The 26,301-nt window shown below is 51.2% G+C and carries 23 protein-coding genes; 8 read left to right on the forward strand and 15 right to left on the reverse strand.

From position 1 onward, the window contains the following. Positions 1 to 31: 31 nt before the first annotated feature. From surA to apaH, 5 genes are read left to right on the forward strand one after another with little or no spacing between them, the layout of a single operon-like run. Positions 32 to 1,333, forward strand: coding sequence for a peptidylprolyl isomerase SurA (gene surA, locus AC3ISQ_RS18580; protein ID WP_489348894.1), 1,302 nt, complete (start codon positions 32 to 34; stop codon positions 1,331 to 1,333). After that, positions 1,320 to 2,312 (forward strand): 4-hydroxythreonine-4-phosphate dehydrogenase PdxA, encoded by a 993-nt coding sequence (pdxA, locus tag AC3ISQ_RS18585; protein WP_489348896.1) that lies wholly within the window; start codon positions 1,320 to 1,322, stop codon positions 2,310 to 2,312. The genes surA and pdxA overlap by 14 nt, the downstream gene beginning before the upstream one ends. After that, the gene (gene rsmA / locus AC3ISQ_RS18590) at positions 2,305 to 3,123 is read left to right on the forward strand and encodes a 16S rRNA (adenine(1518)-N(6)/adenine(1519)-N(6))-dimethyltransferase RsmA (RefSeq protein WP_489348897.1); all 819 of its coding nucleotides are present in this window, start codon (positions 2,305 to 2,307) and stop codon (positions 3,121 to 3,123) included. The genes pdxA and rsmA overlap by 8 nt, the downstream gene beginning before the upstream one ends. Before the next feature lie 12 nt (positions 3,124 to 3,135). Next, positions 3,136 to 3,513: a Co2+/Mg2+ efflux protein ApaG gene (gene apaG / locus AC3ISQ_RS18595; protein ID WP_489348899.1), complete on the forward strand. Its 378-nt coding sequence runs from the start codon at positions 3,136 to 3,138 to the stop codon at positions 3,511 to 3,513. 2 nt (positions 3,514 to 3,515) lie between these two features. After that, positions 3,516 to 4,358 carry a bis(5'-nucleosyl)-tetraphosphatase (symmetrical) ApaH gene (gene apaH, locus AC3ISQ_RS18600; protein ID WP_489348901.1) on the forward strand — a complete coding sequence of 281 codons (843 nt, stop codon included), beginning with the start codon at positions 3,516 to 3,518 and terminating at the stop codon, positions 4,356 to 4,358. Positions 4,359 to 4,393: 35 nt separating this feature from the next. Here apaH and AC3ISQ_RS18605 read toward each other — a convergent pair whose 3' ends face one another. The 4 genes from AC3ISQ_RS18605 to AC3ISQ_RS18620 all read right to left on the reverse strand — a co-directional run bounded on the left by AC3ISQ_RS18605 (position 4,394) and on the right by AC3ISQ_RS18620 (position 8,337). Then, positions 4,394 to 6,280, reverse strand: coding sequence for a PhoX family protein (locus tag AC3ISQ_RS18605; RefSeq protein WP_489348903.1), 1,887 nt, complete (start codon positions 6,278 to 6,280; stop codon positions 4,394 to 4,396). Between the two features lie 190 nt (positions 6,281 to 6,470). Next, on the reverse strand, positions 6,471 to 6,953 hold the full coding sequence (gene folA, locus AC3ISQ_RS18610) for a type 3 dihydrofolate reductase (protein WP_489348905.1): 483 nt from the start codon (positions 6,951 to 6,953) through the stop codon (positions 6,471 to 6,473). Positions 6,954 to 7,075: 122 nt separating this feature from the next. Beyond that, positions 7,076 to 7,540 (reverse strand): threonine/serine exporter, encoded by a 465-nt coding sequence (locus AC3ISQ_RS18615; protein WP_489348907.1) that lies wholly within the window; start codon positions 7,538 to 7,540, stop codon positions 7,076 to 7,078. After that, positions 7,537 to 8,337 carry a threonine/serine exporter family protein gene (locus AC3ISQ_RS18620; protein WP_489348908.1) on the reverse strand — a complete coding sequence of 267 codons (801 nt, stop codon included), beginning with the start codon at positions 8,335 to 8,337 and terminating at the stop codon, positions 7,537 to 7,539. Before AC3ISQ_RS18620 ends, AC3ISQ_RS18615 begins: the two co-directional genes overlap by 4 nt. 127 nt (positions 8,338 to 8,464) lie before the next feature. Here AC3ISQ_RS18620 and AC3ISQ_RS18625 point away from each other — a divergent pair, with 127 nt between their 5' ends. Continuing rightward, entirely contained in the window at positions 8,465 to 9,079 is a 615-nt protein-coding gene (locus AC3ISQ_RS18625) for a LysE family translocator (RefSeq protein ID WP_489348910.1), read from the forward strand. A 46-nt stretch (positions 9,080 to 9,125) separates the two neighbouring features. Here the strand turns inward: AC3ISQ_RS18625 and kefC are convergent, their stop codons facing one another. Both kefC and kefF read right to left on the reverse strand, forming a co-directional pair. Then, the gene (kefC, locus tag AC3ISQ_RS18630; protein ID WP_489348912.1) at positions 9,126 to 10,979 is read right to left on the reverse strand and encodes a glutathione-regulated potassium-efflux system protein KefC; all 1,854 of its coding nucleotides are present in this window, start codon (positions 10,977 to 10,979) and stop codon (positions 9,126 to 9,128) included. Further along, positions 10,972 to 11,532 (reverse strand): glutathione-regulated potassium-efflux system oxidoreductase KefF, encoded by a 561-nt coding sequence (kefF, locus tag AC3ISQ_RS18635; protein ID WP_489348913.1) that lies wholly within the window; start codon positions 11,530 to 11,532, stop codon positions 10,972 to 10,974. Before kefF ends, kefC begins: the two co-directional genes overlap by 8 nt. A gap of 175 nt (positions 11,533 to 11,707) precedes the next feature. Here kefF and AC3ISQ_RS18640 point away from each other — a divergent pair, with 175 nt between their 5' ends. After that, positions 11,708 to 12,850, forward strand: coding sequence for a hypothetical protein (locus AC3ISQ_RS18640; protein ID WP_489348915.1), 1,143 nt, complete (start codon positions 11,708 to 11,710; stop codon positions 12,848 to 12,850). A gap of 42 nt (positions 12,851 to 12,892) precedes the next feature. Here AC3ISQ_RS18640 and carB read toward each other — a convergent pair whose 3' ends face one another. The 8 genes from carB to ribF form a co-directional block, all read right to left on the reverse strand. After that, positions 12,893 to 16,117 carry a carbamoyl-phosphate synthase large subunit gene (carB, locus tag AC3ISQ_RS18645; protein WP_489348916.1) on the reverse strand — a complete coding sequence of 1,075 codons (3,225 nt, stop codon included), beginning with the start codon at positions 16,115 to 16,117 and terminating at the stop codon, positions 12,893 to 12,895. 18 nt (positions 16,118 to 16,135) lie between these two features. Further along, positions 16,136 to 17,296, reverse strand: coding sequence for a glutamine-hydrolyzing carbamoyl-phosphate synthase small subunit (gene carA / locus AC3ISQ_RS18650; protein ID WP_489348918.1), 1,161 nt, complete (start codon positions 17,294 to 17,296; stop codon positions 16,136 to 16,138). A gap of 469 nt (positions 17,297 to 17,765) precedes the next feature. Continuing rightward, complete coding sequence (gene dapB, locus AC3ISQ_RS18655) at positions 17,766 to 18,587, reverse strand: 4-hydroxy-tetrahydrodipicolinate reductase (RefSeq protein ID WP_489348920.1); 822 nt, start codon at positions 18,585 to 18,587, stop codon at positions 17,766 to 17,768. A gap of 311 nt (positions 18,588 to 18,898) precedes the next feature. Then, positions 18,899 to 19,852, reverse strand: a complete 954-nt coding sequence (gene ispH, locus AC3ISQ_RS18660) for a 4-hydroxy-3-methylbut-2-enyl diphosphate reductase (RefSeq protein ID WP_489348922.1) — start codon at positions 19,850 to 19,852, stop codon at positions 18,899 to 18,901. Beyond that, the gene (gene fkpB, locus AC3ISQ_RS18665; protein ID WP_489348923.1) at positions 19,833 to 20,303 is read right to left on the reverse strand and encodes an FKBP-type peptidyl-prolyl cis-trans isomerase; all 471 of its coding nucleotides are present in this window, start codon (positions 20,301 to 20,303) and stop codon (positions 19,833 to 19,835) included. Before fkpB ends, ispH begins: the two co-directional genes overlap by 20 nt. Position 20,304: 1 nt before the next feature. Next, the gene (lspA, locus tag AC3ISQ_RS18670) at positions 20,305 to 20,811 is read right to left on the reverse strand and encodes a signal peptidase II (protein ID WP_489348925.1); all 507 of its coding nucleotides are present in this window, start codon (positions 20,809 to 20,811) and stop codon (positions 20,305 to 20,307) included. A 13-nt stretch (positions 20,812 to 20,824) separates the two neighbouring features. Then, complete coding sequence (gene ileS, locus AC3ISQ_RS18675) at positions 20,825 to 23,641, reverse strand: isoleucine--tRNA ligase (protein ID WP_489348926.1); 2,817 nt, start codon at positions 23,639 to 23,641, stop codon at positions 20,825 to 20,827. Positions 23,642 to 23,672: 31 nt separating this feature from the next. Continuing rightward, positions 23,673 to 24,611: a bifunctional riboflavin kinase/FAD synthetase gene (ribF, locus tag AC3ISQ_RS18680; RefSeq protein ID WP_489348928.1), complete on the reverse strand. Its 939-nt coding sequence runs from the start codon at positions 24,609 to 24,611 to the stop codon at positions 23,673 to 23,675. 368 nt (positions 24,612 to 24,979) lie between these two features. On the opposite strand from ribF, the gene rpsT reads away from it, so the two are divergent. Then, positions 24,980 to 25,240 (forward strand): 30S ribosomal protein S20, encoded by a 261-nt coding sequence (rpsT, locus tag AC3ISQ_RS18685; RefSeq protein ID WP_489348930.1) that lies wholly within the window; start codon positions 24,980 to 24,982, stop codon positions 25,238 to 25,240. A gap of 85 nt (positions 25,241 to 25,325) precedes the next feature. Here the strand turns inward: rpsT and nhaR are convergent, their stop codons facing one another. Then, complete coding sequence (gene nhaR / locus AC3ISQ_RS18690) at positions 25,326 to 26,222, reverse strand: transcriptional activator NhaR (protein ID WP_489348931.1); 897 nt, start codon at positions 26,220 to 26,222, stop codon at positions 25,326 to 25,328. Positions 26,223 to 26,301: the final 79 nt, after the last annotated feature.

Raw genomic sequence — 26,301 nt, forward strand, 5'->3', positions numbered from 1 at the left:
CCGCATTTGCGGATTACATAATGGGAAATGTATGAAGAACTGGAGAACGCTTATTCTCGGATTGGTAGTTTGTGCCAATGCCGCGTTCGCAGCGCCCCAAGAAGTCGATAAAGTTGCCGCAGTAGTGGATAACGGCGTAGTGCTAGAAAGTGACGTCAACGGACTGATGCAATCGGTGAAACTGAACGCACAACAAGCCGGTCAGCAATTACCCGATGACAACACACTGCGTCACCAGATCCTCGAACGTCTAATTATGGATAACATCCAGTTGCAGATGGCGAAGAAAATGGGCATCAACGTTTCCGACGCCGATCTCGACAAAGCGATTGGCAGTATTGCCGCGCAGAACAAAATGAGCCCTGACCAACTACGTAGCCGTCTGGCAACGGAAGGTCTGGACTACAACACCTACCGCGCCCAGATCCGCAAAGAGATGTTGATCTCCGAAGTGCGTAACAACGAAGTTCGCCGCCGCGTCACTATTCTGCCGCAGGAAGTCGACGCGTTGGCTAAACAGGTGGGTTCTCAGAACGGTAGCGATACTGAGATGAACATCAGCCACATCTTGATTCCACTGCCAGAAAACCCATCGCAGCAGCAGGTTGATGAAGCCGAAGAATTGGCTAAACGTCTGGTAGGTGAAATCAAAAACGGTGCCGATTTCGGTAAGTTAGCGATCACCTATTCTGCCGACTCCCAAGCGCTGAAAGGCGGTAACATGGGCTGGGGTAAATTGCAGGAAATCCCTACCCTGTTCGCAGAACGTCTGGTTAACGCCCAAAAGGGTGAAATCGTTGGCCCAATCCGTTCAGGCGTCGGTTTCCATATTCTGAAAGTGAACGACATTCGTGGTGGTAGCCAGTCGGTTTCCGTTACTGAAGTTAACGCTCGTCACATTCTGCTGAAACCTTCAGTGGTGATGACCGACGATCAGGCTCGCGCTAAGTTAGAAGAAATCGCTGCCGCCATCAAGAGTGGTAAAGCGAGCTTCGCTACCGAAGCCAAACAGTATTCTCAAGATCCAGGTTCAGCTCTACAGGGTGGTGACTTAGGTTGGGCATCACCAAACATCTATGATCCGGCGTTCCGTGATGCGTTGATGAAACTGCAAAAAGGCGAAATCAGCCAACCGGTTCACTCTTCCTTCGGCTGGCACTTGATCCAATTGGTGGATACTCGCCAAGTAGATAAAACCGATGAAGCGCAAAAGGATCGTGCGTACCGTATGTTGTTCAACCGTAAGTTTGCTGAAGAAGCACAAACCTGGATGCAGGAACAACGTGCAGCGGCTTACGTGAAAATCCTTGATGGAAGTAATGCACAACAATAACCGTATTGTTATCACCCCCGGCGAGCCTGCCGGGGTTGGGCCGGATTTGGTCGCAGTGCTGGCACAACAGGATTGGCCTGTTGAACTGGTAGTGTGCGCCGATCCGGCCTTGTTGCTTGAGCGCGCCCAACAGTTACAACTGCCATTGACGCTACGCGACTATCAGCCAGAGCAACCGGGGCAACCACAACAGGCGGGGACACTGACGATACTGCCTGTCGTTACGACAACAACAGTCATCGCTGGTGAGTTAAACATCAGCAATAGCGCCTACGTAGTGGAAACACTGGCTCGCGCTTGCGATGGTTGCCTAAACGGTGAGTTCGCGGCGTTGATCACCGGGCCAGTTCACAAGGGCATTATCAACGATGCTGGCGTGGCGTTTACCGGCCATACCGAATTCTTTGCTGAACGTAGCCATTGCGAACGCGTGGTGATGATGTTGGCAACCGAAGAATTGCGTGTTGCGTTGGCGACTACCCATTTGCCACTGCTGGCCGTGCCGGGAGCCATTACCCGCCAAAGCCTGCATGAAGTGATCCGCATTCTTGACCATGATTTAAAAAGTAAATTTGGCATCGCACAACCGCAGATTTACGTCTGTGGGCTTAACCCGCATGCGGGGGAAAGCGGCCATATGGGACGCGAAGAGATCGATACAATCATTCCAGCACTTGATGAGTTGCGCGATGAAGGCATCAATTTAATCGGTCCGCTCCCGGCAGATACCCTATTCCAGCCAAAGTATCTGCAACATGCGGATGCCGTACTGGCGATGTACCACGATCAGGGTCTGCCAGTGCTAAAATACCAAGGGTTTGGTCGAGCGGTGAATATCACCCTTGGCTTGCCTTTTATCCGTACCTCGGTCGATCACGGTACCGCGTTAGAACTGGCAGGTACCGGCACCGCCGATGCGGGCAGTTTCAAAACGGCCCTCAATCTGGCCATTAAAATGATAAATAACAGCAATGAATAATAGAGTCCACCAAGGGCACTTTGCCCGCAAACGCTTTGGACAAAACTTTTTAACCGATCAGTTTGTCATCGACAGCATTGTTTCCGCCATTCATCCACAACCGGGTGAAGCGGTGGTTGAAATTGGCCCAGGTTTGGGCGCACTAACCGAGCCGGTTGGCGCTCGCATGGACAAAATGACGGTCATTGAGCTGGATCGCGATCTGGCTGCACGTCTGGCAACTCATCCACAGTTGAAAGACAAGCTGACCATCCACCAGCAAGATGCCATGACAGTGAATTTCACCGAACTGTCCGAGCAGGCAGGCCAGCCACTGCGCGTGTTCGGCAATCTGCCGTACAACATCTCGACGCCGCTGATGTTCCACCTTTTCAGCTATACTCAAGCTATCCACGACATGCATTTCATGCTGCAGAAAGAAGTGGTTAACCGTCTGGTTGCGGGTCCAAATAGCAAAGCCTATGGACGTTTAACCGTGATGGCGCAATATTATTGCAATGTCATCCCGGTACTGGAAGTGCCGCCAACGGCCTTCGCCCCACCGCCAAAAGTGGATTCAGCCGTCGTACGTCTGGTACCTCACCCAGTATTGCCTCATCCGGTTGGCGACGTGCGCATGTTAAGTCGCGTCACCACTCAGGCGTTTAACCAGCGTCGTAAAACCATTCGTAACAGCCTGGGCGATCTATTTACTCCTGAGCAGTTGACCGAATTAGGAGTTGATCCTTCACTCAGGGCAGAAAACATTTCTGTGGCGCAGTACTGTAAGCTGGCAAACTGGCTTTCAGCTAACTTGGCACCGCAGCAATAAGGAGTAGTGGTCATGATTGATTCGCCCCGTGTCTGTATTCAGGTTCAAAGTGTCTATGTAGAGTCACAATCACAACCTGACGAAGAACGTTTTGTCTTCGCCTATACCGTAACTATTCGTAATTTGGGGCGTTTCAACGTGCAACTACTCGGCCGTTATTGGCTGATTACCAATTCCAACGGTCGTCAGACCGAAGTTCAAGGAGAAGGGGTGATCGGCGAACAGCCGTTGATTCTGCCGAGTAATGAATTCCAATATACCAGCGGTGCGATCCTAGAAACCCCGTTGGGGACCATGGAAGGACATTATGAAATGGTCGATCATCATGGCCAGCCATTCCGTACCGACATTCCGGTATTCCGTTTAGCTATCCCTACGCTGATTCACTAAATATGTCGACATACCTTATTGGCGATGTTCATGGTTGCCTCACCGAGCTGCGTGCGTTATTAGCTCAAGCCGCTTTTGATCCACAGCAAGATCAGCTTTGGCTGACAGGCGATCTGGTCGCGCGTGGTCCTGATTCACTGGAAGTGCTGCGTTACGTCCGTTCACTGGGTTCCGCAGTACGTATGGTACTCGGCAATCACGATTTGCACCTGCTGGCAGTGTACGCTGGCATCAGCCGCAATAAACCCAAAGATCGCATCACTCCACTGTTAGAAGCCGTAGACGCCGACGATTTAATTAATTGGCTGCGCCGCCAACCGGTACTACAGGTGGATGATGAGTTAAAACTGGTGATGGCACATGCCGGGATCACACCGCAGTGGGATCTGGAAACAGCCCAACAGTGCGCCCGCGAAGTGGAAGCGGTACTGAGTAGCGACAGCTACCCACTGTTCCTCGATGCCATGTACGGTGATATGCCGAACAACTGGGCTCCTGAACTGAGTGGTTTGGCACGCCTACGTTTCAGCACCAACGCCCTGACGCGGATGCGTTATTGCTTCCCGAACGGTCAGTTGGACATGATCTGCAAAGATGCACCAGGCACCGCTCCCGCACCACTCAAACCATGGTTTGATCTGCCACGCTTAGTCGATGAAAGCTATTCGATTATCTTCGGCCATTGGGCATCATTGGAAGGCAGGGGCACACCGGAAGGCATTATCGGGCTGGACACGGGTTGCTGTTGGGGCGGAGATCTCACCATGCTGCGCTGGGAAGACAAACAGTTCTTCCATCAACCTGCCAGCCGCAAAGAAGGTCTGGACAGACAGGCGATGATTTGACGAAAGGGCGGAACCTGATATTCCGCCCTTTTCTTTTAGGCTCCGATCACACCGCCATCTTCGCGCGTGATCATTAATACTGAGGAGCGCGGACGCGAGCTGTTATTCGGGAAATGTGAATCCCCATCTTCGCCCGGATGCTGCACGTTCACAAACATCGTCTTATAGTCTGGCGTAAAGGTAATGCCAGTCAATTCACAGGACTTCGGCCCGACCATAAAGCGACGAATTTCTCCACTGGTTGGATCGCCCACCAGCATCTGGTTATTTCCCTGCCCTGCGTAATCGCCTTTGTTACTGTACTTACCGTCGGTCAGTATCCACAAACGCCCTGCCTGATCGAAACCTAAACCGTCTGGGCTGTTGAAGGTGTTTTCTGCGGTGATGTTTGGCGTCCCCCGGTTGACGCCTTCCGGGTGTGCAATCGGATTGCCGCACAGCGCATAGATATCCCAAGTGAAAGCTTCTGCCGTAGCATCACCACCTTCATCCCAACGGATAATCTGGCCATAGACATTGTTTGGTCTTGGGTTGGCAGCATTGAGCGGCATCCCTTCCTCACCACGCTTACTGTTATTAGTCAACGTGCAGTAAGCACGTCCATCATGCGGGTTTACCGCGATCCATTCTGGACGATCCATTTTAGTTGCCCCGACTTGCGCCGCGGCTTTACGGGCGAAGATCAACACTTCTGCCGCATCGCGGAAGCCGTTTTCTGGCGTCAGGCCGTTCTTGCCAAACTCTAATGCGATCCAACGTCCAGTGCCTTTGAGCGGCGTACCATTAGCATCGCCATCAAACTGCGCCACGAACAGCGTGCCATCATCCAGCAAGCCACGGTTATTGGCCGGATTGGCGATATCGACCTTGCCTTTGGAAACATATTTATAGATATGCTCGCCGCGTTCATCGTCGCCCATATACACCACCAAACGACCGTCTTTCGCTACCGTAACAGCGGCGTTTTCATGTTTGAAACGCCCCAGAGCGGTATGCTTGATCGGTGTTGACGTCGGATTCATCGGGTCGATCTCAACGATCCAACCATGACGATTAAATTCATTCGGGTTTTTAATGATGTCAAAACGGTCGTCAAAATCCGGCCAGTTACGCTCAGGTTCATTGGCTTTCAACGTATAGCGCTTTTGTTCCGGCGTATTTTTATAATCAGCCTGATGAGTACCGAAATAAGTATCGAAGTTTTCTTCGCAGGTCAGATAGGTGCCCCAAGGCGTTTTGCCGTTAGCACAGTTACCGAAGGTTCCTAAGACTTTACGACCGCTAGGATCGGCAGCGGTTTGCAGCAACGGATGCCCCGCCGCCGGGCCGCTAAATTGCATTTCGGTATTGGCTGTAATACGACGGTTGTAACGTGACGGGCGTTCCACCTGCCATTTCTGGCTGTCGCCCATGCGTTTCACTGCCACGATTGATACCCCGTGCGCCGCTTGAGATTTACGTACATCCTCCAAGTTCAGCGCCTTATCACCGCCATGGGCAAACAGGGTTTTCTCGTTGACGTATTCGTTGTTAATCGCCATCACGCCATGATTGTCGTCAATCGGGAAAAAACTCATACCGTCGTTGTTATCACCAAACTGCTTTTCTTGATCGGTAGCGCTGTTACCGCCGTTAGGATCGAAAGCCACTGCACCATCGACCAAGGGATCGCCCCAAGAGATCAGCACATCGGCACGATAACCGGGTGCAATCACCACTTCGTCAGCCGTTGACGCATCAATCCCTTTAAAACCCAACAGTTTGCTGGTCGGCACGGCATCCGCTAATGCATCGCCAGAAACTGTCCAAATACCACCGCCGAGGAATCCTGCTAACCCTACAGCTCCCGCGCTGCCCAACAGCAATTTACGGCGGGTAGGCGAGGCCAGACGATCGGTATCTAATTGCTCAATATTATTCATTTGCTGTTCCTTTTTTAGCTGTCGCCACGGTCAGAATGCACCAGAGAAGCCGGGGCGCTCGAAGTTGGGCTTCATACTAATCAGGAAATGTGACGAAAAGGTTACAAAAATACGACAAGGGGAAAATTTGAGGGTAGAAAAACCAAAGGCGCATCAATTGCGCCTTTGAAAAAGATATGACCTTAACGGATTAATGACGCTCTAGAATCTCAAAACAATAACCATGAGAGTTCAGTTCATCGGCATCGTGGAATTCACTGAAAGAGGTTTCCCACTCGTCCGGTTCATAGTCTGGAAAATAAGCATCGCCGCCCACTTCTGTATCAATATGCGTCAGATACATGCGCTTAGCGCGTGGCAGGAACTGGGTATAAACATTCCCACCGCCCATCACCATCACTTCTTGCACATCACCAGCAGCAGCTAACGCTTCATCCAGCGACCCCACCCAAGTAACGCCACTTTCTTTGCCTGGCTTGCTACTCAGCACGATATTATGGCGCCCCGGCAGCGGGCGGCCGATAGACTCGAAAGTCTTACGTCCCATAATGACGGGTTTGTTTAGCGTATTACGTTTGAACCACGCCAAATCTGCGGGTAAGTGCCACGGCATGGCGTTTTCCATACCAATAACGCGATCTGCCGCCAAGGCAGCGATCAGGCTGATAATCATTGTTTAACCCTGTAGAGGCTGAAAAATTGCACACACTATACGGAAAGCCCTTCAGATCGTCGATAGGCTAATGGAGCTATATTAATAACTAAGATAGCTCCTATCAGTCTTACTTATACCCGTTAGACACTCGGGCGTTTGCGGTATAACCACAATCCCGGTAAAGACAAGCCGATCGACAAAGCAGCAACGATAAAGCAGGCTTTGAGGAAGTTGGTGACCATCACCGCCATTAATGCTTCGCTATACCCTAAATGAGAAATTTCCACCACCGTGATCATCGCGGTATAGGCTGAAATACCGGGGAACATCGGGATCACTGCCGCGACGGTAAACACTTTCGGATGCGCCAATAACCAGCGCGACCAATTGATACCAATAATACCCACCAAGATCGCCGCCAAGAACGAGGCCCATTCGATATTAAAACCTGCATACATCATCAACATGCGGGAACCATGCCCCACCGCACCGAGTAATGCACAATAGCGCAGTGCCCGTACCGGCACATTAAACACCATCGCGAAGCCCAGCGCCGGAACTGCCGCCAACAACATATCTTGCAAAAGTGCCCATATCAGACTCATGACCACCCCCGCAAATCCCACACTGCCATGGCCATCACCACACCAAGGCAGGTTGCCAATGTCAGCAAGCTCGCCATCGCCCAACGCGCCAAGCCAGTATTGACGTGGCCTTTGAACATATCGGCCACCGCGTTAATCAGTGGAAACCCCGGCACCAGCAGTAACACGCTGGCCGCCATCGCCACACTGGAGGTTTGATGAAATACCGGTAACCGGAGCATCAACCCTGAAACCGTGGTCGCGACAAACGCCGTGATACAGAAGTTAACCAACGGATTCATGTGCCGTGCGGTGAGCATTTGACGCACAAACATCGCCAAGCCACTGGCGACAAAAGTGACCGTGAATGCTAAATGGTCGCCACCATTTAGCACGCTGAAACAACCGCAAGACAGTGCCACCATCAGCACCACCAACCAACGCGGATAACGATAAGGTCGGATTTTGTCAAAGCGACGAGCTACATCATGAACATCAGCCAAATGGTGTTCAGCCAAAATGACAATATGCTGCACCTCGGTCACCACTTGCATATTAATACCGCGATCAACGTTCTTGCGCGTAGTTGTTAGGCACGCATCATTGCTAATGGTGGTCAGCACCACTGCGTTGGCGGAGATCGAGCTTTCTACGCTATCCATCCCTAGCGCCAATCCCAGACGGGTCGAGAGTTGTTCTACCACCATACTTTCCGCACCGTGCTGCAATAGCATCAAAGCGCATTGAATACAGAGGCGGGTAATTTCGCGTTGCTGTCGATGCGGCTCCGATTTTTCCTGTGTTGTTGTCTGATTCATAAGGCTCTTGTATTTTCCTTGTGCAATCAACCATCATAGGGCTAAACCTGCTTAAATTTGTATGATGCGCGTCAGAATAAGGCGCGTTATTATTGACCAATTCATCTCTTTTACCTGAGAACCCCTCATGCTTGAAACATCACTGTTTGTTGCTGGTATCGCCACGCTAGGAATGCTTTCCCCCGGACCCGATTTTTTCATGGTGATTAAAAATGCGGCTCGCTATCCGCGACTGGCAGCGATGATGACGGCGCTTGGCGTGATTTGTGGTGTCGCCACTCATATGTCCTATTGCGTGGCGGGTTTGGCGGTAGTCATCACCACTACACCGTGGCTGTTCAACGTACTGAAATATGCTGGGGCGGTGTACCTAATCTGGATCGGTATTCAGGCGCTGCGTTCACATGCCAGCAGCAAAATGAACATCAGCAACCTGCCACAACAGCAGGTCAGCCTGAAAAATGCCTTTATGCAGGGCTATCTGTGCAATCTGCTGAACCCAAAAGCGACGCTATTTTTCTTGGCGGTGTTTACTCAGGTGTTGCAGATAGACTCCGGTATCGGTGAGAAACTGTGGTACGCGGGGATCATTTTGGGGCTTTCGGTGATTTGGTGGCCGATTCTGGTATTCCTGATCCAAAGCGCACCAGTGCGTCGTGGGCTGGAGAAAACGCAGAAAATCGTCGACAAATTGCTTGGTGGAATGTTGATCGCGTTAGGAATCAAAGTCGCGCTAAGTTAATGCAAAACTACCGGGCGCAGTGCGTTGCGCCCGGTAAGAAGTCAACTTATCCCTTTGCCTCAACCACCTCTTCTTCCGGTGATTTACCATCAATACTGCCACGCCAACCGGTTTGCTGTACTCGCGCCAAGCGGGACTGATCCTGCTCGATCGCCGCACTGAGCATCTCTTTCGCCCGTTGCAAGCTGGCAATGCGGAACTCGGTGTCTTGATAGTTTTCCAGCGTATCTTCCAGCATTTTCAGGTTATAACGGCGGAAAGTATCGGCTTTCTCACGCGCCTCGTAAGCATCCAACCCCAGCAACTCTAACGTTTCGCGCCCGATACGCAGTGAGCTTTCGAAAGTTTCACGCTCGGGATGTTTCACGCCCATTTGCCGCAGTTGATACCAGTGATCCACATCGCGCGCTCGCGCCACCACTTTCAAATGTGGGAAATGACGTTTTGCCAACGCGGTCAGTTGCAGATTGGCCTCCACATCATCAATCGCGTTGATCAACACCTTGGCATGTTCGGCTCCAGCAGCCTCCAGTAAATCGGCGCGGGTAGCGTCACCATAAAATACTTTCGCGTCGAACTTACGTAGTGTTTCGATATGGTCTGGATCGTGATCCAACACCACGGTTTGCACGCCGTTAGCTAATAACATACGACCGGCGATCTGCCCAAAGCGTCCAAAACCAGCGATGATAACACTGGCATTTTCACCGTCTATTTCATCCGCTGGGCGCTCATCTTTCGGCGCATTTTTTTCCAGTCGCGCAGCGAGCACCAACAATAGTGGCGTCACCGCCATCGACAATGCGACTGCTAACGTCAGCGCCTTCGCCCAATCCTGCGGCAAGACACCAGACATCTGCGCTGCGCCAAAGATAACGAAGGCAAACTCACTACCTTGCCCCAGCAAAATGGCAAACAACCCACGTTGGGCTTTGGGAACACCGAGCCACGGACCAATCAGCCACAGCAATGCGGCTTTCAGCAACATAAAGCCCAGCAGCAAAGTGGCGATCAATAACGGTTGATGGAATAAGGTGCCGAAGTCGATCGACATGCCAACACCGATGAAGAACAGGCCGAGCAGTAATCCTTTGAACGGCTGAATATCACTTTCCAACGCATGGCGATACTCAGAACTGGCTAACAGTACTCCAGCCAGAAATGCCCCCATCGCCATCGATAACCCGGCCATTTCCAGCAAGATGCCGAAGCCGAATACCAGAAACAACGCCACGGCGCTGAACACTTCACGCATACCGGATCGCGCAACAAAATGCAGCAATGGGCGGGTTACGTAACGCCCAAGCAGTATCACCATCACCAGCACGCCGACCACTTTACCGGCAGAAAGTGCAAAGGCTCCCATCGTCGTCGTCGCGCTACTGCTGGCTAACAACGGGATCATCGCCACCAACGGGATGGCCGCAATATCTTGGAACAACAACACAGCAAACGAACTACGACCTATCGGCGATGGCATCAGGTTACGTTCATTCATTGCCTGCATAGCAATAGCGGTAGAAGACAGCGCCAACGTCAAACCAATCAGGGCCGCGACTTGCCATGGCAAACCGAGGAAATAACAAAAAGCACTGAGCAACAGCCCCGCACCGACCATCTGCAAGCTACCGCCGCCAAATACCGAGGCGCGCAGAGTCCACAACCGCTTGGGATCTAGCTCTAGGCCAATGATAAACAACATCAACACCACACCGATTTCAGCAAAGGTGAGGATCGACTCCGCATCAGAAACTAACTTCAGCCCCCAAGGGCCAATGATACAACCGGCGATCAGATAACCGAGTACCGATCCCAAACCGAATCGCACCGCAATAGGGACAAACAGCGCCGCCGATCCCAAATAAACCAGCCCTTCAATCATCAGGTTATGGTTATCCATGCTCAGCTCCTTGTTCTACTTCGCGATCGCTGTAATCCATCACATACTGCATCAATCGTTGGCGATAAGCTTCGCCAGCAGCAATCAATGCCGGTTGGTTACAGGTAAACGTATTATGCACCGCAAAATAGGGTTGCCAGTGCATGCCGCAATAAAGCGCCGTTGCCTGTAACGGTTGCCCGAGCACGGCGAAGTTAGGAAAATCCCCCAGTTCGAAATGATGCTCATCACCACCGCTGGTCACCGCCCATAGGAGATCCTTACCGACTAATGCATTACCTTCATGACCATAGGCCCAGCCGTGTTCCAGCACCTTATCGATCCACAGTTTCAGCAACGGCGGGCAGCTGTACCACTGCATCGGATGCTGCAATACCACCAGATCGGCACGCTCTAACGCCTGTTGTTCGGCATTGATGTCGATATTGAAATCTGGATACAGCTCATATAGAGAACGGATTTCCACTTCGGGAATATCTTTTACCGCCTGGAGTAGCCGTTGATTGGCATGAGAATGCCGGGGATAAGGGTGCGCATAAATTATCAAAATCATAGGTGTCTCGCTGTTTCTTGCCATAACTCAAGCATATACCAATGACACAGAGTGACAGTTTACTGATGAATTGATAGCGGAAATTTTTAACGCGAGGCAACAAATTGACTGAAGGAAATCCGATGGGATTGGTTTATCATTTTCAACAACAAATATTCAACGTAAGGACTCTCAAGTGAGCAGGAAACAATCACTAAAGAAAAGTACAGTAAAAAAGCAACAACCTAAAAATCCACGTCAGCAATTTAATGCCCATTGCCAAGCAATCAAAAAACAACAACAGCGCATCGACAACCTTAAGCAACAACAAACCGAGTTGCTCAATCGATTTCAGCAAGAGCTCTTACCGCTAGAAAAAAACTATATCGATACCGTCTACCAAAAGACGGAACGGTTGCTTTCTTTTATCAGTAAAAAAACGTTGGCAGCCTATCAACGCCATGAACTTATCCAATGGATTATGGGCGAAATCATATATATAGAAGACTATCCATTTGCTGAACATTTAGATACCCAATCTCTACGACAAAAACTTAACGATGCAGCTCCTCATATTGAGGGACACAATCCGCAAGCAGAAGATCTGGCTATGGTGCGTGAAATATTAGTCGATCAATTCGCCTTTGTGGAAACACTCAGTGATGAAGAACTGGCTGATATGATACTTAATCCTGACAAATTCAAGACTAGAGCAAAACAAGAACAAGCAGTCAACGATTTCGATCACCCAGAAAGTGAAGAAGATGAGCAAGACTTCTCTTTCTTTGATGAGGAAGAATATGAAGACGGAAAACAGGAACAACAGCAAAAAATAAGTGCTCTGTTCGGTACTTCAGCCGCCAATCGTATGTACAAACGCTTAGCGATGCTGTTCCATCCAGACCGTGAAACCGACGAAGCCATCAAACAAGAAAAACACCATTTGATGATACAACTGGCACAAGCTAAAAAAAATCACGATATATGGACCATTTTCACGTTATATCAACAACATGTCGATCCCGATGGGGGTTTTGAAGAAAAAGAGCTTTCCACTATCAATCCCTTGCTGGCGGAACAAATTACCAGACTGAAATGGGAATATCAGCAATTAGTCTATCAAGGTGATCCTTTCATCAGCATGTTATGGGAAAAACTCGGCAGTGACTCCCCCAAAGCAATGGAGCGAAAATTTTCAGATCACGCCAAAGAATTGCGCCGCTCACACCATGATGAAGAAAGAATGTGTGCCGAATTAACGTCCTTAAAAGCACTGAAACAACAGTTGCTCATACGGTTTGAAGAAAATGATATGGACTTCATGGAGATGTTCAGATGAATAGAAACCGCCTCGGGCAAGCACGAGGCGGTTTTTGACAGTTTACTTCACGATACGCGCGTGCATTTCCTGCACCGAGGTCACTTGTTCAGTAGGGTCAGCTTTCAACGCCATCGCGGTAGCAAAACCACCGTTCAGCGTGGTGTCGTAGTGCACTTTGTATTGCAGCGCGCTACGGCGAATCAACTTGGAGTCTTCAATCGCCTGACGACCCGCCGTAGTGTTCACGATGTAGGTGTATTCGCCATTCTTGATACGGTCTTGAATGTGCGGACGACCTTCATGCACCTTGTTGACCAAGCGTGGGTTGATACCCGCTTCGCCCAGCACCACTGCCGTACCGTGGGTCGCATCCAGTTCGAAGCCCTGTTTCAGCAGGCTAGCCGCCAAATCCACTACGCGAGCTTTATCACCTTCACGCACCGACAGCAGCGCACGGCCTTGTTTCTTCATGCCGGAGTTGCTGCCCAGCATCGCTTTGGAGAAGGCTTCCGCGAAGGTACGACCCACGCCCATCACTTCCCCAGTCGAGCGCATTTCTGGCCCTAAAATCGGGTCAACGCCTGGGAACTTGTTGAACGGCAACACCACTTCTTTCACCGAGTAATACGGCGGAATGATTTCTTCCGTCACGCCCTGCTCAGTCAGTGATTTACCTGCCATCACGCGTGCCGCCACTTTCGCCAGAGGGACTCCGGTCGCTTTGGAAACAAACGGGACGGTACGTGCCGCGCGTGGGTTGACTTCAATCAGGTAAACTTCGTTGTTCTTCACCGCAAACTGCACGTTCATTAGACCGCGCACCTGCAATTCGAACGCCAGTTTCTCAACCTGTTGACGCATCACATCCTGAATTTCTTTGCTCAACGTGTAGGCTGGCAGTGAACAGGCCGAGTCACCGGAGTGCACACCCGCTTGTTCGATGTGTTCCATGATGCCGCCAATCAGCACACGTTCGCCATCGCAGATAGCATCCACGTCCACTTCAACCGCATCATCGAGGAAGCGATCCAACAGCACTGGCGCATCGTTTGAAACGCTGACCGCGTTCTGGAAGTAACGACGCAGGTCAATTTCGTCGTAGACGATTTCCATCGCGCGGCCACCCAGAACGTAGGAAGGGCGCACCACCAGCGGATAACCGATGCCTGCTGCTTTCTCTACCGCTTGTTCAATGGTGGCAACAGTGGCGTTAGCCGGTTGCTTCAAACCAAGACGGTGAACCGCCTGTTGGAAACGCTCACGGTCTTCGGCGCGGTCGATAGCGTCTGGGCTGGTGCCAATAATCGGTACACCAGCGGCTTCCAGTTCACGCGCCAATTTCAGCGGAGTCTGACCGCCGTATTGCACAATCACGCCTTTTGGTTTTTCGATACGCACGATTTCCAGCACGTCTTCCAGCGTCACCGGCTCGAAGTACAGGCGATCAGAGGTGTCGTAATCGGTAGAAACCGTTTCTGGGTTACAGTTGACCATGATGGTTTCGTAACCGTCTTCACGCAGCGCCAGTGAAGCGTGGACGCAGCAGTAGTCAAACTCAATCCCTTGACCGATACGGTTCGGGCCACCGCCCAACACCATCACTTTCGGACGGTCGTTGGTCGGGTTGGACTCGCACTCTTCTTCATAAGTGGAGTACATGTAAGCGGTATCGGTAGAAAATTCCGCCGCGCAGGTATCCACACGTTTGTAAACCGGGTGCAGACCGTAGCTGTGGCGCAGTTTGCGGATTTCGCCTTCTTTCACACCTGCCAGTTTCGCCAGACGCGCATCGGCAAAGCCTTTGCGTTTCAACGTGCGCAGGAACTCAGCGCTCAACCCGTTGATGCCTTTGGCCTCAACCTGCTCTTCCAAGCGCACCAACTCTTCGATTTGCACCAAGAACCAGCGGTCGACGTTAGTCAGGTTGAATACACCATCCACTGACAGGCCCGCACGGAACGCATCAGCGATGTACCAGATACGGTCGGAACCGGCATCTTTCAGCTCACGGCGGATTTTAGTCAGCGCTTCAGGATCGTCCAGACTGACTTTCGGGTCAAAGCCCGTTGCGCCCACTTCCAGACCGCGCAACGCTTTTTGCAAGGATTCTTGCTGCGTGCGGCCAATCGCCATCACTTCACCGACAGATTTCATCTGCGTAGTCAGACGGTCGTTAGCACCGACGAATTTCTCGAAGTTGAAGCGAGGAATTTTAGTCACAACATAGTCGATAGAGGGTTCGAAGGAAGCCGGAGTACGACCACCTGTGATGTCGTTCATCAGTTCGTCGAGGGTATAACCCACCGCCAGTTTGGCGGCGATTTTGGCAATCGGGAAACCGGTCGCTTTTGATGCCAACGCTGAAGAGCGTGATACGCGCGGGTTCATTTCGATCACGATCAAGCGGCCGGTTTTCGGGTTTACCGAGAACTGGACGTTAGAGCCACCGGTTTCAACACCGATCTCACGCAGTACCGCCATCGAGGCGTTACGCATGATTTGATATTCTTTGTCGGTCAGCGTCTGGGCTGGTGCCACGGTGATGGAGTCACCCGTGTGGATGCCCATCGCATCGAAGTTTTCGATCGAGCAGACGATGATGCAGTTGTCGTTTTTATCACGCACCACTTCCATCTCGTACTCTTTCCAACCGATCAGCGATTCGTCAATCAGCAACTCTTTGGTTGGCGACAGATCCAGACCACGTTCGCAAATTTCTTCGAACTCTTCGCGGTTGTAAGCGATACCGCCACCGGTGCCGCCCATGGTGAACGATGGACGAATGATGCACGGGAAACCGACGTCAGCGGCAACCGCCAACGCTTCTTCCATATTGTGTGCAATGCCGGAACGCGCCGTGTCCAAGCCGATTTTTTTCATCGCGATATCGAAACGACGACGGTCTTCGGCTTTGTCGATAGCATCGGCAGTGGCACCAATCATGGTGACACCGAACTCGGCCAACACGCCTTGACGTTCCAGTTCCAGCGCACAGTTCAGCGCTGTTTGACCGCCCATGGTTGGCAATACCGCGTCTGGGCGCTCTTTCTCAATGATTTTGCGTACCACTTCCCAGTGGATCGGCTCGATGTAGGTCGCATCAGCCATTTCCGGGTCAGTCATGATGGTAGCCGGGTTAGAGTTCACCAGAATGACGCGGTAACCCTCTTCACGCAGCGCCTTACACGCCTGCGCACCGGAGTAGTCGAATTCACATGCTTGGCCGATAACAATCGGGCCAGCGCCGAGGATCAGGATGCTTTTTATGTCTGTACGTTTTGGCATTTTGTTATTGCTCCTGACTTATTTGCCGGTAAGAGTGGCGTTGGAACGGTAAGTCTTAATCAGTTCGATAAAGTGATCGAACAGCGGCGCGGCATCGTGTGGACCAGGGCTAGCTTCCGGGTGCCCTTGGAAGCTGAACGCCGCTTTATCGGTGCGATGAATCCCCTGCACCGTGTGGTCGAACAGCGATTTGTGCGTCACACGCAGGGTGGCCGGCAGGTTGTTCTCATCCACAGCAAATCCGTGGTTCTGCGCGGTAATCATCACGCAGTTGTTATCCAGATCTTTCACCGGATGGTTACCGCCATGGTGACCGAGCTTCATCTTCATGGTCTGAGCGCCACTCGCCAGTGCCAATAATTGATGCCCCAGACAGATGCCAAACACCGGAATATCGGTGGTCAGGAACTGTTTAATGGCGGCGATAGCGTAGTCGCATGGTTCCGGGTCACCGGGACCGTTGGAGAGGAAGATACCGTCTGGATTCATTTTCAGCACTTCGTCTGCCGGGGTTTGTGCAGGCACCACCGTCAAACGGCAGCCTCTGTCCACCAGCATCCGCAGGATATTGCGCTTCACGCCGTAATCGTAAGCCACCACGTGGAATGGCAGCTCTTCGGCAGCTTTAGCCTCAGGCAGTTCGCCTTCAAGCCGCCAACTCCCTTGCTGCCAGCTATAAGGCTCTGATGTGGTGACTTCTTTCGCCAGATCCATGCCTTTCAGGCCAGGGAAAGCTTGAGCTTTCTGCAACGCCAACGCGGCATCCGGTGAGTCACCGGCAATGATGCAGCCGTTCTGCGCCCCTTTCTCACGCAGCAGACGCGTCAGTTTACGGGTATCGATATCAGCAATCGCCACGATGTTATTGCGCTTCAAGTAGCTTGAGAGGTCTTCTTCACTACGGTAGTTGCTGGCAATCAGTGGGAGGTCGCGAATGACAAGGCCTTGGGCGTGTACTGCGGAGGATTCTGCGTCGGAAGCATTGGTGCCGACATTGCCGATATGAGGATAAGTAAGAGTAACGATCTGGCGGGAGTAGGAAGGATCAGTGAGGATTTCTTGATAACCGGTCATCGACGTATTGAAGACCACTTCCCCCACTGCCGTTCCCGTTGCCCCAATGGCCCGACCGTGGAATTGGGTTCCGTCTTCCAGAACCAATAGCGCTGACTTAATCAAAACACCCTCCAGGAATAATCAATCACAATATTTGCATATTAATTCAGAATTCACGATCTAAATCAATGCAAAAACCGCCCGCGAGGCCAATTTTTGGCAAATTGGGCGCATTTTAATGATGCTGGTCTGCCTTGTCTACTCAAAGCGTCATTTTTTCTGTTATTTTTGCACTTCTCACGGAGAAATGGACTTCACAGTCACAAAAACAGATAGAAACTGAGGTTGGTAAAACGGTTGCGGAACTTAATGACCATAAACAGAGGTAAAACTCCGCCCAAAACGGTTCCCCACTGAAGGCAAGAAAGAAAAAACCGACAAAAACCGAAGATAACACCATAAAACAGCAATTATGATAAAAACATACCACCAAGCTTTCATTTTTATGGTTAAAAAAAAGGACAATAAAAATATTGCCCTATTATCATAGCACTATGATTAATGTTCCCACATCACGAGGGTATGTAAAACATTACAATTGATCTAAACCCAGCACATCACGCATATCAAACAAGCCTTTATCATGCTTATTGATCCAAGATGCGGCACGAACCGCACCATTAGCAAAAGTCATACGGCTAGAGGCTTTATGAGTGATTTCCACACGTTCACCGATATCAGCAAACATCGCGGTATGCTCGCCTACAATGTCACCCGCACGGATAGTGGCAAAACCAATGCTCTTAGGGTCACGCTCACCGGTATAACCTTCACGTGCATAGACTGCGCATTCTTTCAGATCGCGCCCTAACGCATCAGCAATCGCCTCGCCCATAGCCAGAGCAGTACCTGATGGCGCATCCACTTTATGGCGATGATGTGCCTCAACAATCTCAATATCGGTATAATCGCCCATCACTTTGGCGGCCTTTTCCAGCAGTTTCAGCACCACGTTGACACCGACGCTAAAGTTAGCGGCAAACACGATACCAATCTGCTGAGTCGCCTGCTTGATTGCCGCTTTACCTGCGTCATCAAAACCCGTGGTGCCGATCACCATCGCTTTACGGTGTGCCACACAAAATTGCAAATGCGCCAAAGTGCCTTCTGGGCGAGTAAAATCAATCAACACATCAAAATCATCAGCAACCTGATCCAGATTATCGCGAACGGTCACACCCACCGCTCCGATGCCAGCCAGTTCACCCGCATCGGCACCGATCAAACTCGAGCCAGGTCGTTCCAGTGCTGCCCCCAGCACCACGCCAGATGCCTGCTGTACCGCCTGGATCAATTGACGCCCCATGCGGCCACCCGCACCCACAATTGCCATGCGGATTTGTGAATCAGTCATACCTTTTCTCTCTTTTTGATTTAGCGCCTATGCCATTAGGCTATGAATTCAGGGTAACTGCCCCTTCAGGGGATTGAAAGTCAGATTAGAAATTTATGTTATCCCCGTTTTGTTATCAGTATCACTATCAATTGATTAACAATTACACATGCGCATGATTGTACATAATCATGCAATTTACGATAGGGAAAAACCAGGAATTAGAAGGGTTGGCAGCCAAAAACGTGCACGCAGGAACCTAGAGTAGAAAATTCTTTCATATGTTAATTAGCATAAATAACAAGGGAGCCGAAGCTCCCACATTTTATTCATCAGTCGACCTGCTTTACATCAACCCGCAGTTCTTTCGGTACTTCGAATACGATATTTTCTTCGCGACCACTGATTTCGTGAACATCTTTGCCACCCAGCGCTTTCAGGCGACTAATCACTTCTTGCACCAAAATATCTGGCGCGGAAGCTCCCGCTGTAACACCAATATTCTTGGCCTCTTTCAGCCATTGTTCCTGAATATCCGTTGCAGAGTCGATCAGGTAAGCCGGTTTGCCCACTCGCTGCGCCAATTCTGCCAAGCGGTTAGAGTTGGAGGAGTTCTTCGAACCGACCACCAGCACCACATCCGCATCACTGGCCAGATTACGCACCGCTTCTTGACGATTGGTGGTGGCGTAGCAAATATCGTCTTTACGCGGCCCAATAATTTTCGGGAAGCGCTGGCGTAGTGCGTCGATCACGTCCGAGGTATCATCCACCGACAGTGTCGTCTGGGTCATAAAGCACAGGTTATTTTCATTTTTCACCTGCAGCTTCCACACGTCGTCCGGCGATTCAACCAAATACATGCCGCCTTGCGGGTTGCTGTACTGCCCCATAGTGCCTTCCACTTCCGGGTGCCCAGCGTGACCGATCAAAATCGCTTCAGTGCCTTTACGGCTGGCGCGGGCAACTTCCATATGCACTTTGGTCACTAGCGGACAGGTGGCGTCAAACAACATGGTCAGATCGCGCGCTTTAGCTTCGGCACGTACCGCCTGGGAAACGCCATGTGCCGAGAAGATCAGGATTGAGCCATCTGGCACTTCCGAAATCTCTTCGATAAACACCGCACCGCGCTCACGCAAGCTGTCCACCACGTAGCGGTTATGCACCACTTCATGGCGAACATAGATTGGCGCACCGTAAATTTCTAGCGCTCGTTCAACGATGCTGATAGCACGATCGACCCCGGCGCAGAAACCACGTGGGTTAGCCAACAATATTTGCATGCGTTTCCTCCTGCGGCGGATCAACCTCCAGCACTTCGATATCGAAGCTCACTGAATGTCCCGCCAACGGATGATTAAAATCTACGGTGATCGAATCCTCTGCTACCGCACGCACTACGCCCGGCATTTCACTGCCGTCGATGGCGGTGAACAGCATGATGGTCCCCACCTCTGGCACACCAGTTTCGGCAAAATCACGGTGGGAAAAATACTGGATCAGATCCGGATTTTCCGCACCAAAAGCATCTTCTGGCGGCAAAGTGAAGGCACATTTATCGCCCGCACACAGACCCATTAACTGTTGTTCCAAAGGGGCTGACAAACTGCCATCCCCCAAACGAAACAGAGCTGGTTTGCCATTACCACGAGTGGATTCGGCGGTCGAACCATCTGCCAGTTTCAGCGTAAAATGCACCAGCACCGCGCTGTTACTGTTAACCTGAGCCGTCATGTCATTCACCCTTGCTAACGGCACGTTTGCTGTCGGGTAAAAAACCTTCCAGCACAATCATTGCCGCTCCGACGCAGATGAAACTGTCTGCTAGGTTGAACGTTGGGTAATGCCAGTTGCCGACATAGAAGTCGAGGAAATCGACCACAAAGCCGTGCCACAGGCGATCGAACAAGTTGCCCAATGCACCACCGATGATAAAAGCATAGGCGATATTGTTCAGCTTCTGCTGCGCCGTACTTTTGTACATCATTACCAGTAAGACCACGACGATAACCACAGCAATACCGGCAAAGAACCAGCGCTGCCAACCACCGTTATCGGCCAAGAAGCTAAAGGCCGCACCGTAGTTACGTGCATAGTATAGATTAAATGATGGGATCAACGGCTGGGACTGGCCCAGCACAAAGTTGCTCAAGATCCACTGTTTGCTGGCAAAATCCAACACCAGCACTACCAGCACCAGCCACAGCCAGCGTAATCCTGTCGAACAGAGAGGCTTACTCATTAGGTATTATCCATCAAGCATAATTACGTTTTTCACCGTCACCGGCGACGTTGGTAACGCAGCGACCGCAAATGTCTGCGTGCTCCGCCACTTTGCCGATATCGGTGGTGTAATGCCAGCAACGCGGGCACTTCTCACCTTCAGCGGTGCTAAAGGCAATTTTCAGCCCTTTCAACAATTCGCTTTGCTGAGCATCAGCTGGTGCATCCGCCAACGGAGCGACACGAGCGCCAGAGGTCAACAAGACAAAACGCAGCTCGTCTTGTAAACAGTTCAAGCGTGCGGCCAGTTCGTTATCAGCATACAGCGTTACCGCTGCTTCCAATGAACCACCGATACGTTTGTCAGCACGAGCCTGTTCCAGCACCTTGTTCACTTCACCACGCACGATCAGCAGTTCGTCCCAGTAGGCATCGTTCATGCTTTCGCCTGCGGCCAAGCCGAACAAACCGTCATACCACTCTTCGGTGAATACAAACTGAGGTCGTTTGCCTGGCATAAAGCCCCAGATCTCATCAGCAGTGAAGGACATGATCGGCGCCATCCAACGCACCAATGCTTCTGCGATGTGGAACAACGCAGTCTGGCAGCTACGGCGTGCGACGCTGTCCGCTTTGGCGGTGTACTGGCGATCTTTGATGATGTCCAAATAGAAGGAACCCATCTCGACCGAACAGAACTGCATCAGACGCTGCACAACCTCGTGGAAATCATAGTTGGCGTAAGCCTGCTCGATATCTTTTTGCGCAGCCAACGCACGACCTACCGCCCAACGATCTACCACCACCATTTCATCCGCTGCAACGCAGTCGGTGCTTGGCTCGAACCCGTTCAGGTTTGCCAGCAGGAAGCGCGCGGTGTTACGGATACGGCGATAAGAATCTGCAGAGCGTTTCAGGATCTCATCAGAAACCGCGATCTCACTGGTGTAGTCAGTAGAAGCCACCCACAGGCGCAGGATGTCACCACCCAGTTTGTTCATCACATCTTGTGGACTGATGGTGTTACCGATGGATTTGGACATTTTGCGTCCCTGACCATCAACGGTGAAGCCATGGGTCAGTACTTCTTTATATGGCGCTTTGCCTTTCATCGCGGTGGAGATCATCAACGATGACATAAACCAACCGCGGTGTTGGTCAGAACCTTCCAAGTACATGTCAGCGCCGTGGCCGTTAAACTCTGGACGAACATCCACAACGGAAGCATGGGTAGAGCCAGAATCGAACCAAACGTCTAAGGTATCAGGCACTTTCACATAGTCGGCTGCTTCTGCACCGAGGATGTCGGCAGCGTCCAGATCCCACCAAGCTTGAATACCGTCTTGTTCAACGCGTTTCGCCACTTCTTCCATCAGCTCAACGCTGCGTGGATGCAGTTGTTCCGTGTCTTTATGTACGAACAGAGACATTGGCACGCCCCAAGTACGCTGACGCGAGATACACCAGTCTGGACGGTTGGCCACCATCATTTCGATACGTGCCTGACCCCAATCCGGTATCCACTGCACGCCTTTGATCTCTTCCAAAGACTGCTTACGCAAGCCTTTCTGATCCATGCTGATGAACCACTGTGGCGTCGCCCGGAAGATGATCGGCGTTTTGTGACGCCAGCAACATGGATAGCTGTGTACCAGCTTCTCGACATGCAGCAATGCGCCTTTTTCACGCAGTAACTCAACGATCAGATCATTGGCTTTAAACACGAACTTGCCGTCCAACGTCGGGTAAGTACCCGGCAGATAACAACCGTTCGGGCCAACCGGGTTGGCAATTTCCAAACCGTATTTCTGGCTGATCACGAAGTCGTCTGGACCATGACCACCTGCGGTATGTACTGCACCAGTACCCGCGTCCAACGTCACGTGTTCGCCCAAGATTGCTGGCACGTCGAAGCCCATAAACGGATGCTGGAAGCGCAACAACTCTAGGTCGCTACCTTTACAATCGTCCAGTACTATCCAAGAGGTGATACCCGCGCGTTTCATTACGCTTTCAACTAACTCGGCAGCCAAGATCAGGCACTGACCTTCCACCTGCACCAGTTGATAGGCAACGTCGGCATTGAGAGAGATCGCGCGGTTAGCAGGCAATGTCCACGGCGTAGTGGTCCAGATGACCAGTGAAACCGGGCCATCGACACTGCTCACACCAAACTTGGCGAGCACTGCCGCCGGATCAACGGCGTGGAACGTAACATCGATAGACGGGGAAGTTTTGTCGTAATACTCCACTTCCGCTTCTGCCAGCGAAGAACCACAATCGGTACACCAGTGCACCGGCTTAGCCCCTTTCAACAGGTGGCCGTTGCTGATGATTTTACCCAGCGCGCGAATAATGTTGGCTTCAGTTTTGAAGTCCATCGTCAGGTACGGATGATCCCAATCGCCCAACACACCCAGACGGATGAAATCAGCTTTCTGACCTTCAACCTGCTCGGCAGCGTATTCGCGGCATTTTTGACGGAACTCCGCCGGGGTCAGTTTCTCGCCCGGTTTGCCATACAGTTGCTCGACTTTCAGTTCGATCGGCAAGCCGTGGCAGTCCCAACCTGGTATATAAGGCGAGTCGAAGCCAGCCATCCCTTTCGACTTGATAATAATGTCTTTGAGGATCTTGTTAACTGAGTGACCAATGTGAATGCTGCCATTCGCATACGGAGGGCCGTCGTGCAGAATGAAGGATTTTTTGCCCTTTTTGGCAGTACGAATAATCCCGTACAGATCCTGTTCATACCAACGTTGCAGCATGCCAGGTTCACGCTTGGCGAGATCGCCGCGCATCGGGAACCCTGTTTCCGGCAAGTTCAGGGTATTCTTGTAGTCACTCATTAGATTCTCGATCTCGTTTCGGTTTGTGAGATTAAACCGGTGTCTGTAGCCCGAAGAACTTTCGGGCAGTCACCACATCATTGGCGATTTGCTGCTTCAGCGCATCGAGCGAAGCAAAACGCTGTTCATTGCGCAATTTTGCGCGGAGCACCACGTCGATATGGCGCCCATATAAATCCATTGTGACGTCCAGCAAATGCACTTCCAGTTGCTGACGTACACCGGCTACGGTCGGGCGGGTGCCGATATTGGCAACCCCAGGCAACGGTTGTGGCCCTAAACCATAGACATCGACCGCATAAACACCTTTCACTGGTGCCACCAAACGCTTCAATGGCAGGTTGGCCGTCGGGAAACCGATAGTGCGCCCCAGTTCATCGCCATGGACTACTCGACCTGAAATTCCATACGGATGGCCGAGCAGAGATTCCGCTAGAGCCAAATCATCATCTCGCAGCGCATTACGGATAGCTGTGCTGCTGATGCGCTGGTCACCTTCACGGAAGGTCGGTGTGCTGATCACCGCAAAGCTGTATTCCTCTCCGGCTTTTTGCAACAGTGGGAAATCCCCCTGACGGTTAGCACCGAAATGGAAATCATCCCCGACCATCAGGAACTTCACGCCCAACTTTTCCACCAGCAATTCTGCGATGAACGACTGGGCGGTGTTAGCGGCAAAACGTGGCTCAAATTTGACGCACAACAGGTAATCTACCCCGGCTTGCGCCAGATATTTAACTTTGTCACGCAAACGCGTGAGGCGTGCTGGCGCCTTGTCCGCTGCAAATAACTCCAACGGTTGCGGCTCAAAGATCATGACCATCACTGGCAAACCAAGGCGTTGCCCTTCTTGTTTCAACTGCGTAAGCAACGCTTGATGACCGCGATGCACGCCGTCAAAGTTGCCAATGGTGAGTACGCAACCATGGTGGCGTGCCCGGATATTGTGAATGCCGCGAATTAGCTCCATAGCTGGCTCAAAACAGTGGAAATCGGCGGATTATACCTTGTACAGCGATTAAGGTTAACCTGTGATTGGTAATAGTCAGATAATCTGTGTCTAAACTGCCTTCTCCACACTTTTTTTGGCAAGAAAAATCTCTTTGTTACTGGCTACCAACGGGTTAGGACAAAGACGGACCGATTTATGGCGATTTTTCTCGCGAAACACTGTATTCCCACGGACGAAGCTGGTAAAATCCTGCGCCATCACAACGTAGCAAGTGCCGCCTGTACAAACGGCGCTTATTTGCACAAATCCATTGACAAGCGAAGGTTTAAGAGGCATATTCCTCGGCCTTTGAATTGTCCTCAATAGAATAATTTGGGAGTTGTACCTTGGCTAATATCAAGTCAGCTAAGAAACGCGCCGTGCAGTCTGAAAAGCGCCGTAAGCACAACGCTAGCGGCCGTTCTATGATGCGTACTTTCATCAAGAAAGTAGAAGCAGCAATTGTTGCAGGCGATAAAGAAGTAGCACAAACTGCATTCATCACAATGCAGAAAATTGTTGATCGCAAGGCAGATAAAGGCCTGATCCACAAAAACAAAGCAGCGCGTCATAAGTCAAATCTGACTGCACGTATCAAGGCAATGTAATAAGCTTTTGCTTATCTACTGAGCGTTGTACTGCTTGTTAAAAGAACCGGCCTAGGCCGGTTTTTTTATGTCTGTTATCCACGTTCTAAAACGTAAATAGCGCAGAGAAATCTTTGTTGCATACCCGCTGTACCGCCGGATGCTGGATCATGCGTTCGGCAAAAATCACGTAGTATTCTTCCTGCACGTTATCAATGCGGCCAATTTCCACCACGTCATCGTCGCTATAGGTATCTTGCGCATACAGCGTTGGCGCCACGAAAATCGCGTTGTGATACATACCAAACGCTTTCATCAGCGCCGCATCATCAAACTCACCGAGAATCTCTACCTGAATACCTTGGGTATTAAACCAGTTGAGTAATTTACGCCCCAACATGGAACGACGCCCCGGGATCAGCAACTTGCGCTGCTCTAAGCAGGCAGGGAACGACAGATCAGGCGCTGGCTGGCGACAGAAGAAGCTGATACCACACTCACCGAGCTTGAGCGAGAACAACCCTTCCTGTTGGCTAGAATCCACCGGGCAATCAGACAGGATCATATCCAGCTTGTGCTGACTCAATTGCTCTAGCAACATTTCATGCGTCGACTCAAAACAGCGTAAGTGGATCTGTTCATTATCCACCACGGCGGTTTCCAACACCTGGCTCACTAAGCGTTTGGATAATGCATCTGCGACTCCAACGTCGAATAGCAGGTTCGATTCTTTGCGGTAGTTGACGATATCCAGCATTTCTTGGCTAAGCATGAACATCTTATCCGCGTAACGGAATACCAACTGCCCAAGCTCAGAGGGCACCAATCCACGCCCTTGACGTTTGAACAGTTTGCCGTCCAGTCTCTCTTCCAACGCTTTGATCTGACCGGTGATCGTCTGCGGTGTCAGAAACAGAGCCTCCGCCGCACCAACCACCGAGCCTTCTTTACAGACCTGCCAAAAATAGTACAGATGATTAAAGTTGATGTGTGACATTCTCATGAGGAGCGCTCCTTACGTTTCGCCTCGGCAAACGGTCTGCCGTGGTTAGCGACAAACTCCCTTTACTGGTCTCAGACAA

It is taken from the genome of Serratia sp. KH_031 (genome assembly GCF_057839655.1).

What these genes read in the sequence shown, in the direction of transcription:
- surA (WP_489348894.1), top strand. Translation starts at nt 32, where the DNA reads ATGAAGAACTGGAGAACGCTTATTCTCGGATTGGTAGTTTGTGCCAAT.
- rsmA (WP_489348897.1), top strand. Translation starts at nt 2,305, where the DNA reads ATGAATAATAGAGTCCACCAAGGGCACTTTGCCCGCAAACGCTTTGGA.
- pdxA (WP_489348896.1), top strand. Translation starts at nt 1,320, where the DNA reads ATGCACAACAATAACCGTATTGTTATCACCCCCGGCGAGCCTGCCGGG.
- ribF (WP_489348928.1), bottom strand. Translation starts at nt 24,611, where the DNA reads ATGGAGCTAATTCGCGGCATTCACAATATCCGGGCACGCCACCATGGT.
- lspA (WP_489348925.1), bottom strand. Translation starts at nt 20,811, where the DNA reads ATGAGTAAGCCTCTCTGTTCGACAGGATTACGCTGGCTGTGGCTGGTG.
- kefC (WP_489348912.1), bottom strand. Translation starts at nt 10,979, where the DNA reads ATGGATAACCATAACCTGATGATTGAAGGGCTGGTTTATTTGGGATCG.
- apaG (WP_489348899.1), top strand. Translation starts at nt 3,136, where the DNA reads ATGATTGATTCGCCCCGTGTCTGTATTCAGGTTCAAAGTGTCTATGTA.
- AC3ISQ_RS18615 (WP_489348907.1), bottom strand. Translation starts at nt 7,540, where the DNA reads ATGAGTCTGATATGGGCACTTTTGCAAGATATGTTGTTGGCGGCAGTT.
- dapB (WP_489348920.1), bottom strand. Translation starts at nt 18,587, where the DNA reads ATGACTGATTCACAAATCCGCATGGCAATTGTGGGTGCGGGTGGCCGC.
- apaH (WP_489348901.1), top strand. Translation starts at nt 3,516, where the DNA reads ATGTCGACATACCTTATTGGCGATGTTCATGGTTGCCTCACCGAGCTG.
- fkpB (WP_489348923.1), bottom strand. Translation starts at nt 20,303, where the DNA reads ATGACGGCTCAGGTTAACAGTAACAGCGCGGTGCTGGTGCATTTTACG.
- carB (WP_489348916.1), bottom strand. Translation starts at nt 16,117, where the DNA reads ATGCCAAAACGTACAGACATAAAAAGCATCCTGATCCTCGGCGCTGGC.
- AC3ISQ_RS18625 (WP_489348910.1), top strand. Translation starts at nt 8,465, where the DNA reads ATGCTTGAAACATCACTGTTTGTTGCTGGTATCGCCACGCTAGGAATG.
- AC3ISQ_RS18620 (WP_489348908.1), bottom strand. Translation starts at nt 8,337, where the DNA reads ATGAATCAGACAACAACACAGGAAAAATCGGAGCCGCATCGACAGCAA.
- AC3ISQ_RS18605 (WP_489348903.1), bottom strand. Translation starts at nt 6,280, where the DNA reads ATGAATAATATTGAGCAATTAGATACCGATCGTCTGGCCTCGCCTACC.
- folA (WP_489348905.1), bottom strand. Translation starts at nt 6,953, where the DNA reads ATGATTATCAGCCTGATCGCTGCCTTGGCGGCAGATCGCGTTATTGGT.
- ispH (WP_489348922.1), bottom strand. Translation starts at nt 19,852, where the DNA reads ATGCAAATATTGTTGGCTAACCCACGTGGTTTCTGCGCCGGGGTCGAT.
- kefF (WP_489348913.1), bottom strand. Translation starts at nt 11,532, where the DNA reads ATGATTTTGATAATTTATGCGCACCCTTATCCCCGGCATTCTCATGCC.
- nhaR (WP_489348931.1), bottom strand. Translation starts at nt 26,222, where the DNA reads ATGAGAATGTCACACATCAACTTTAATCATCTGTACTATTTTTGGCAG.
- ileS (WP_489348926.1), bottom strand. Translation starts at nt 23,641, where the DNA reads ATGAGTGACTACAAGAATACCCTGAACTTGCCGGAAACAGGGTTCCCG.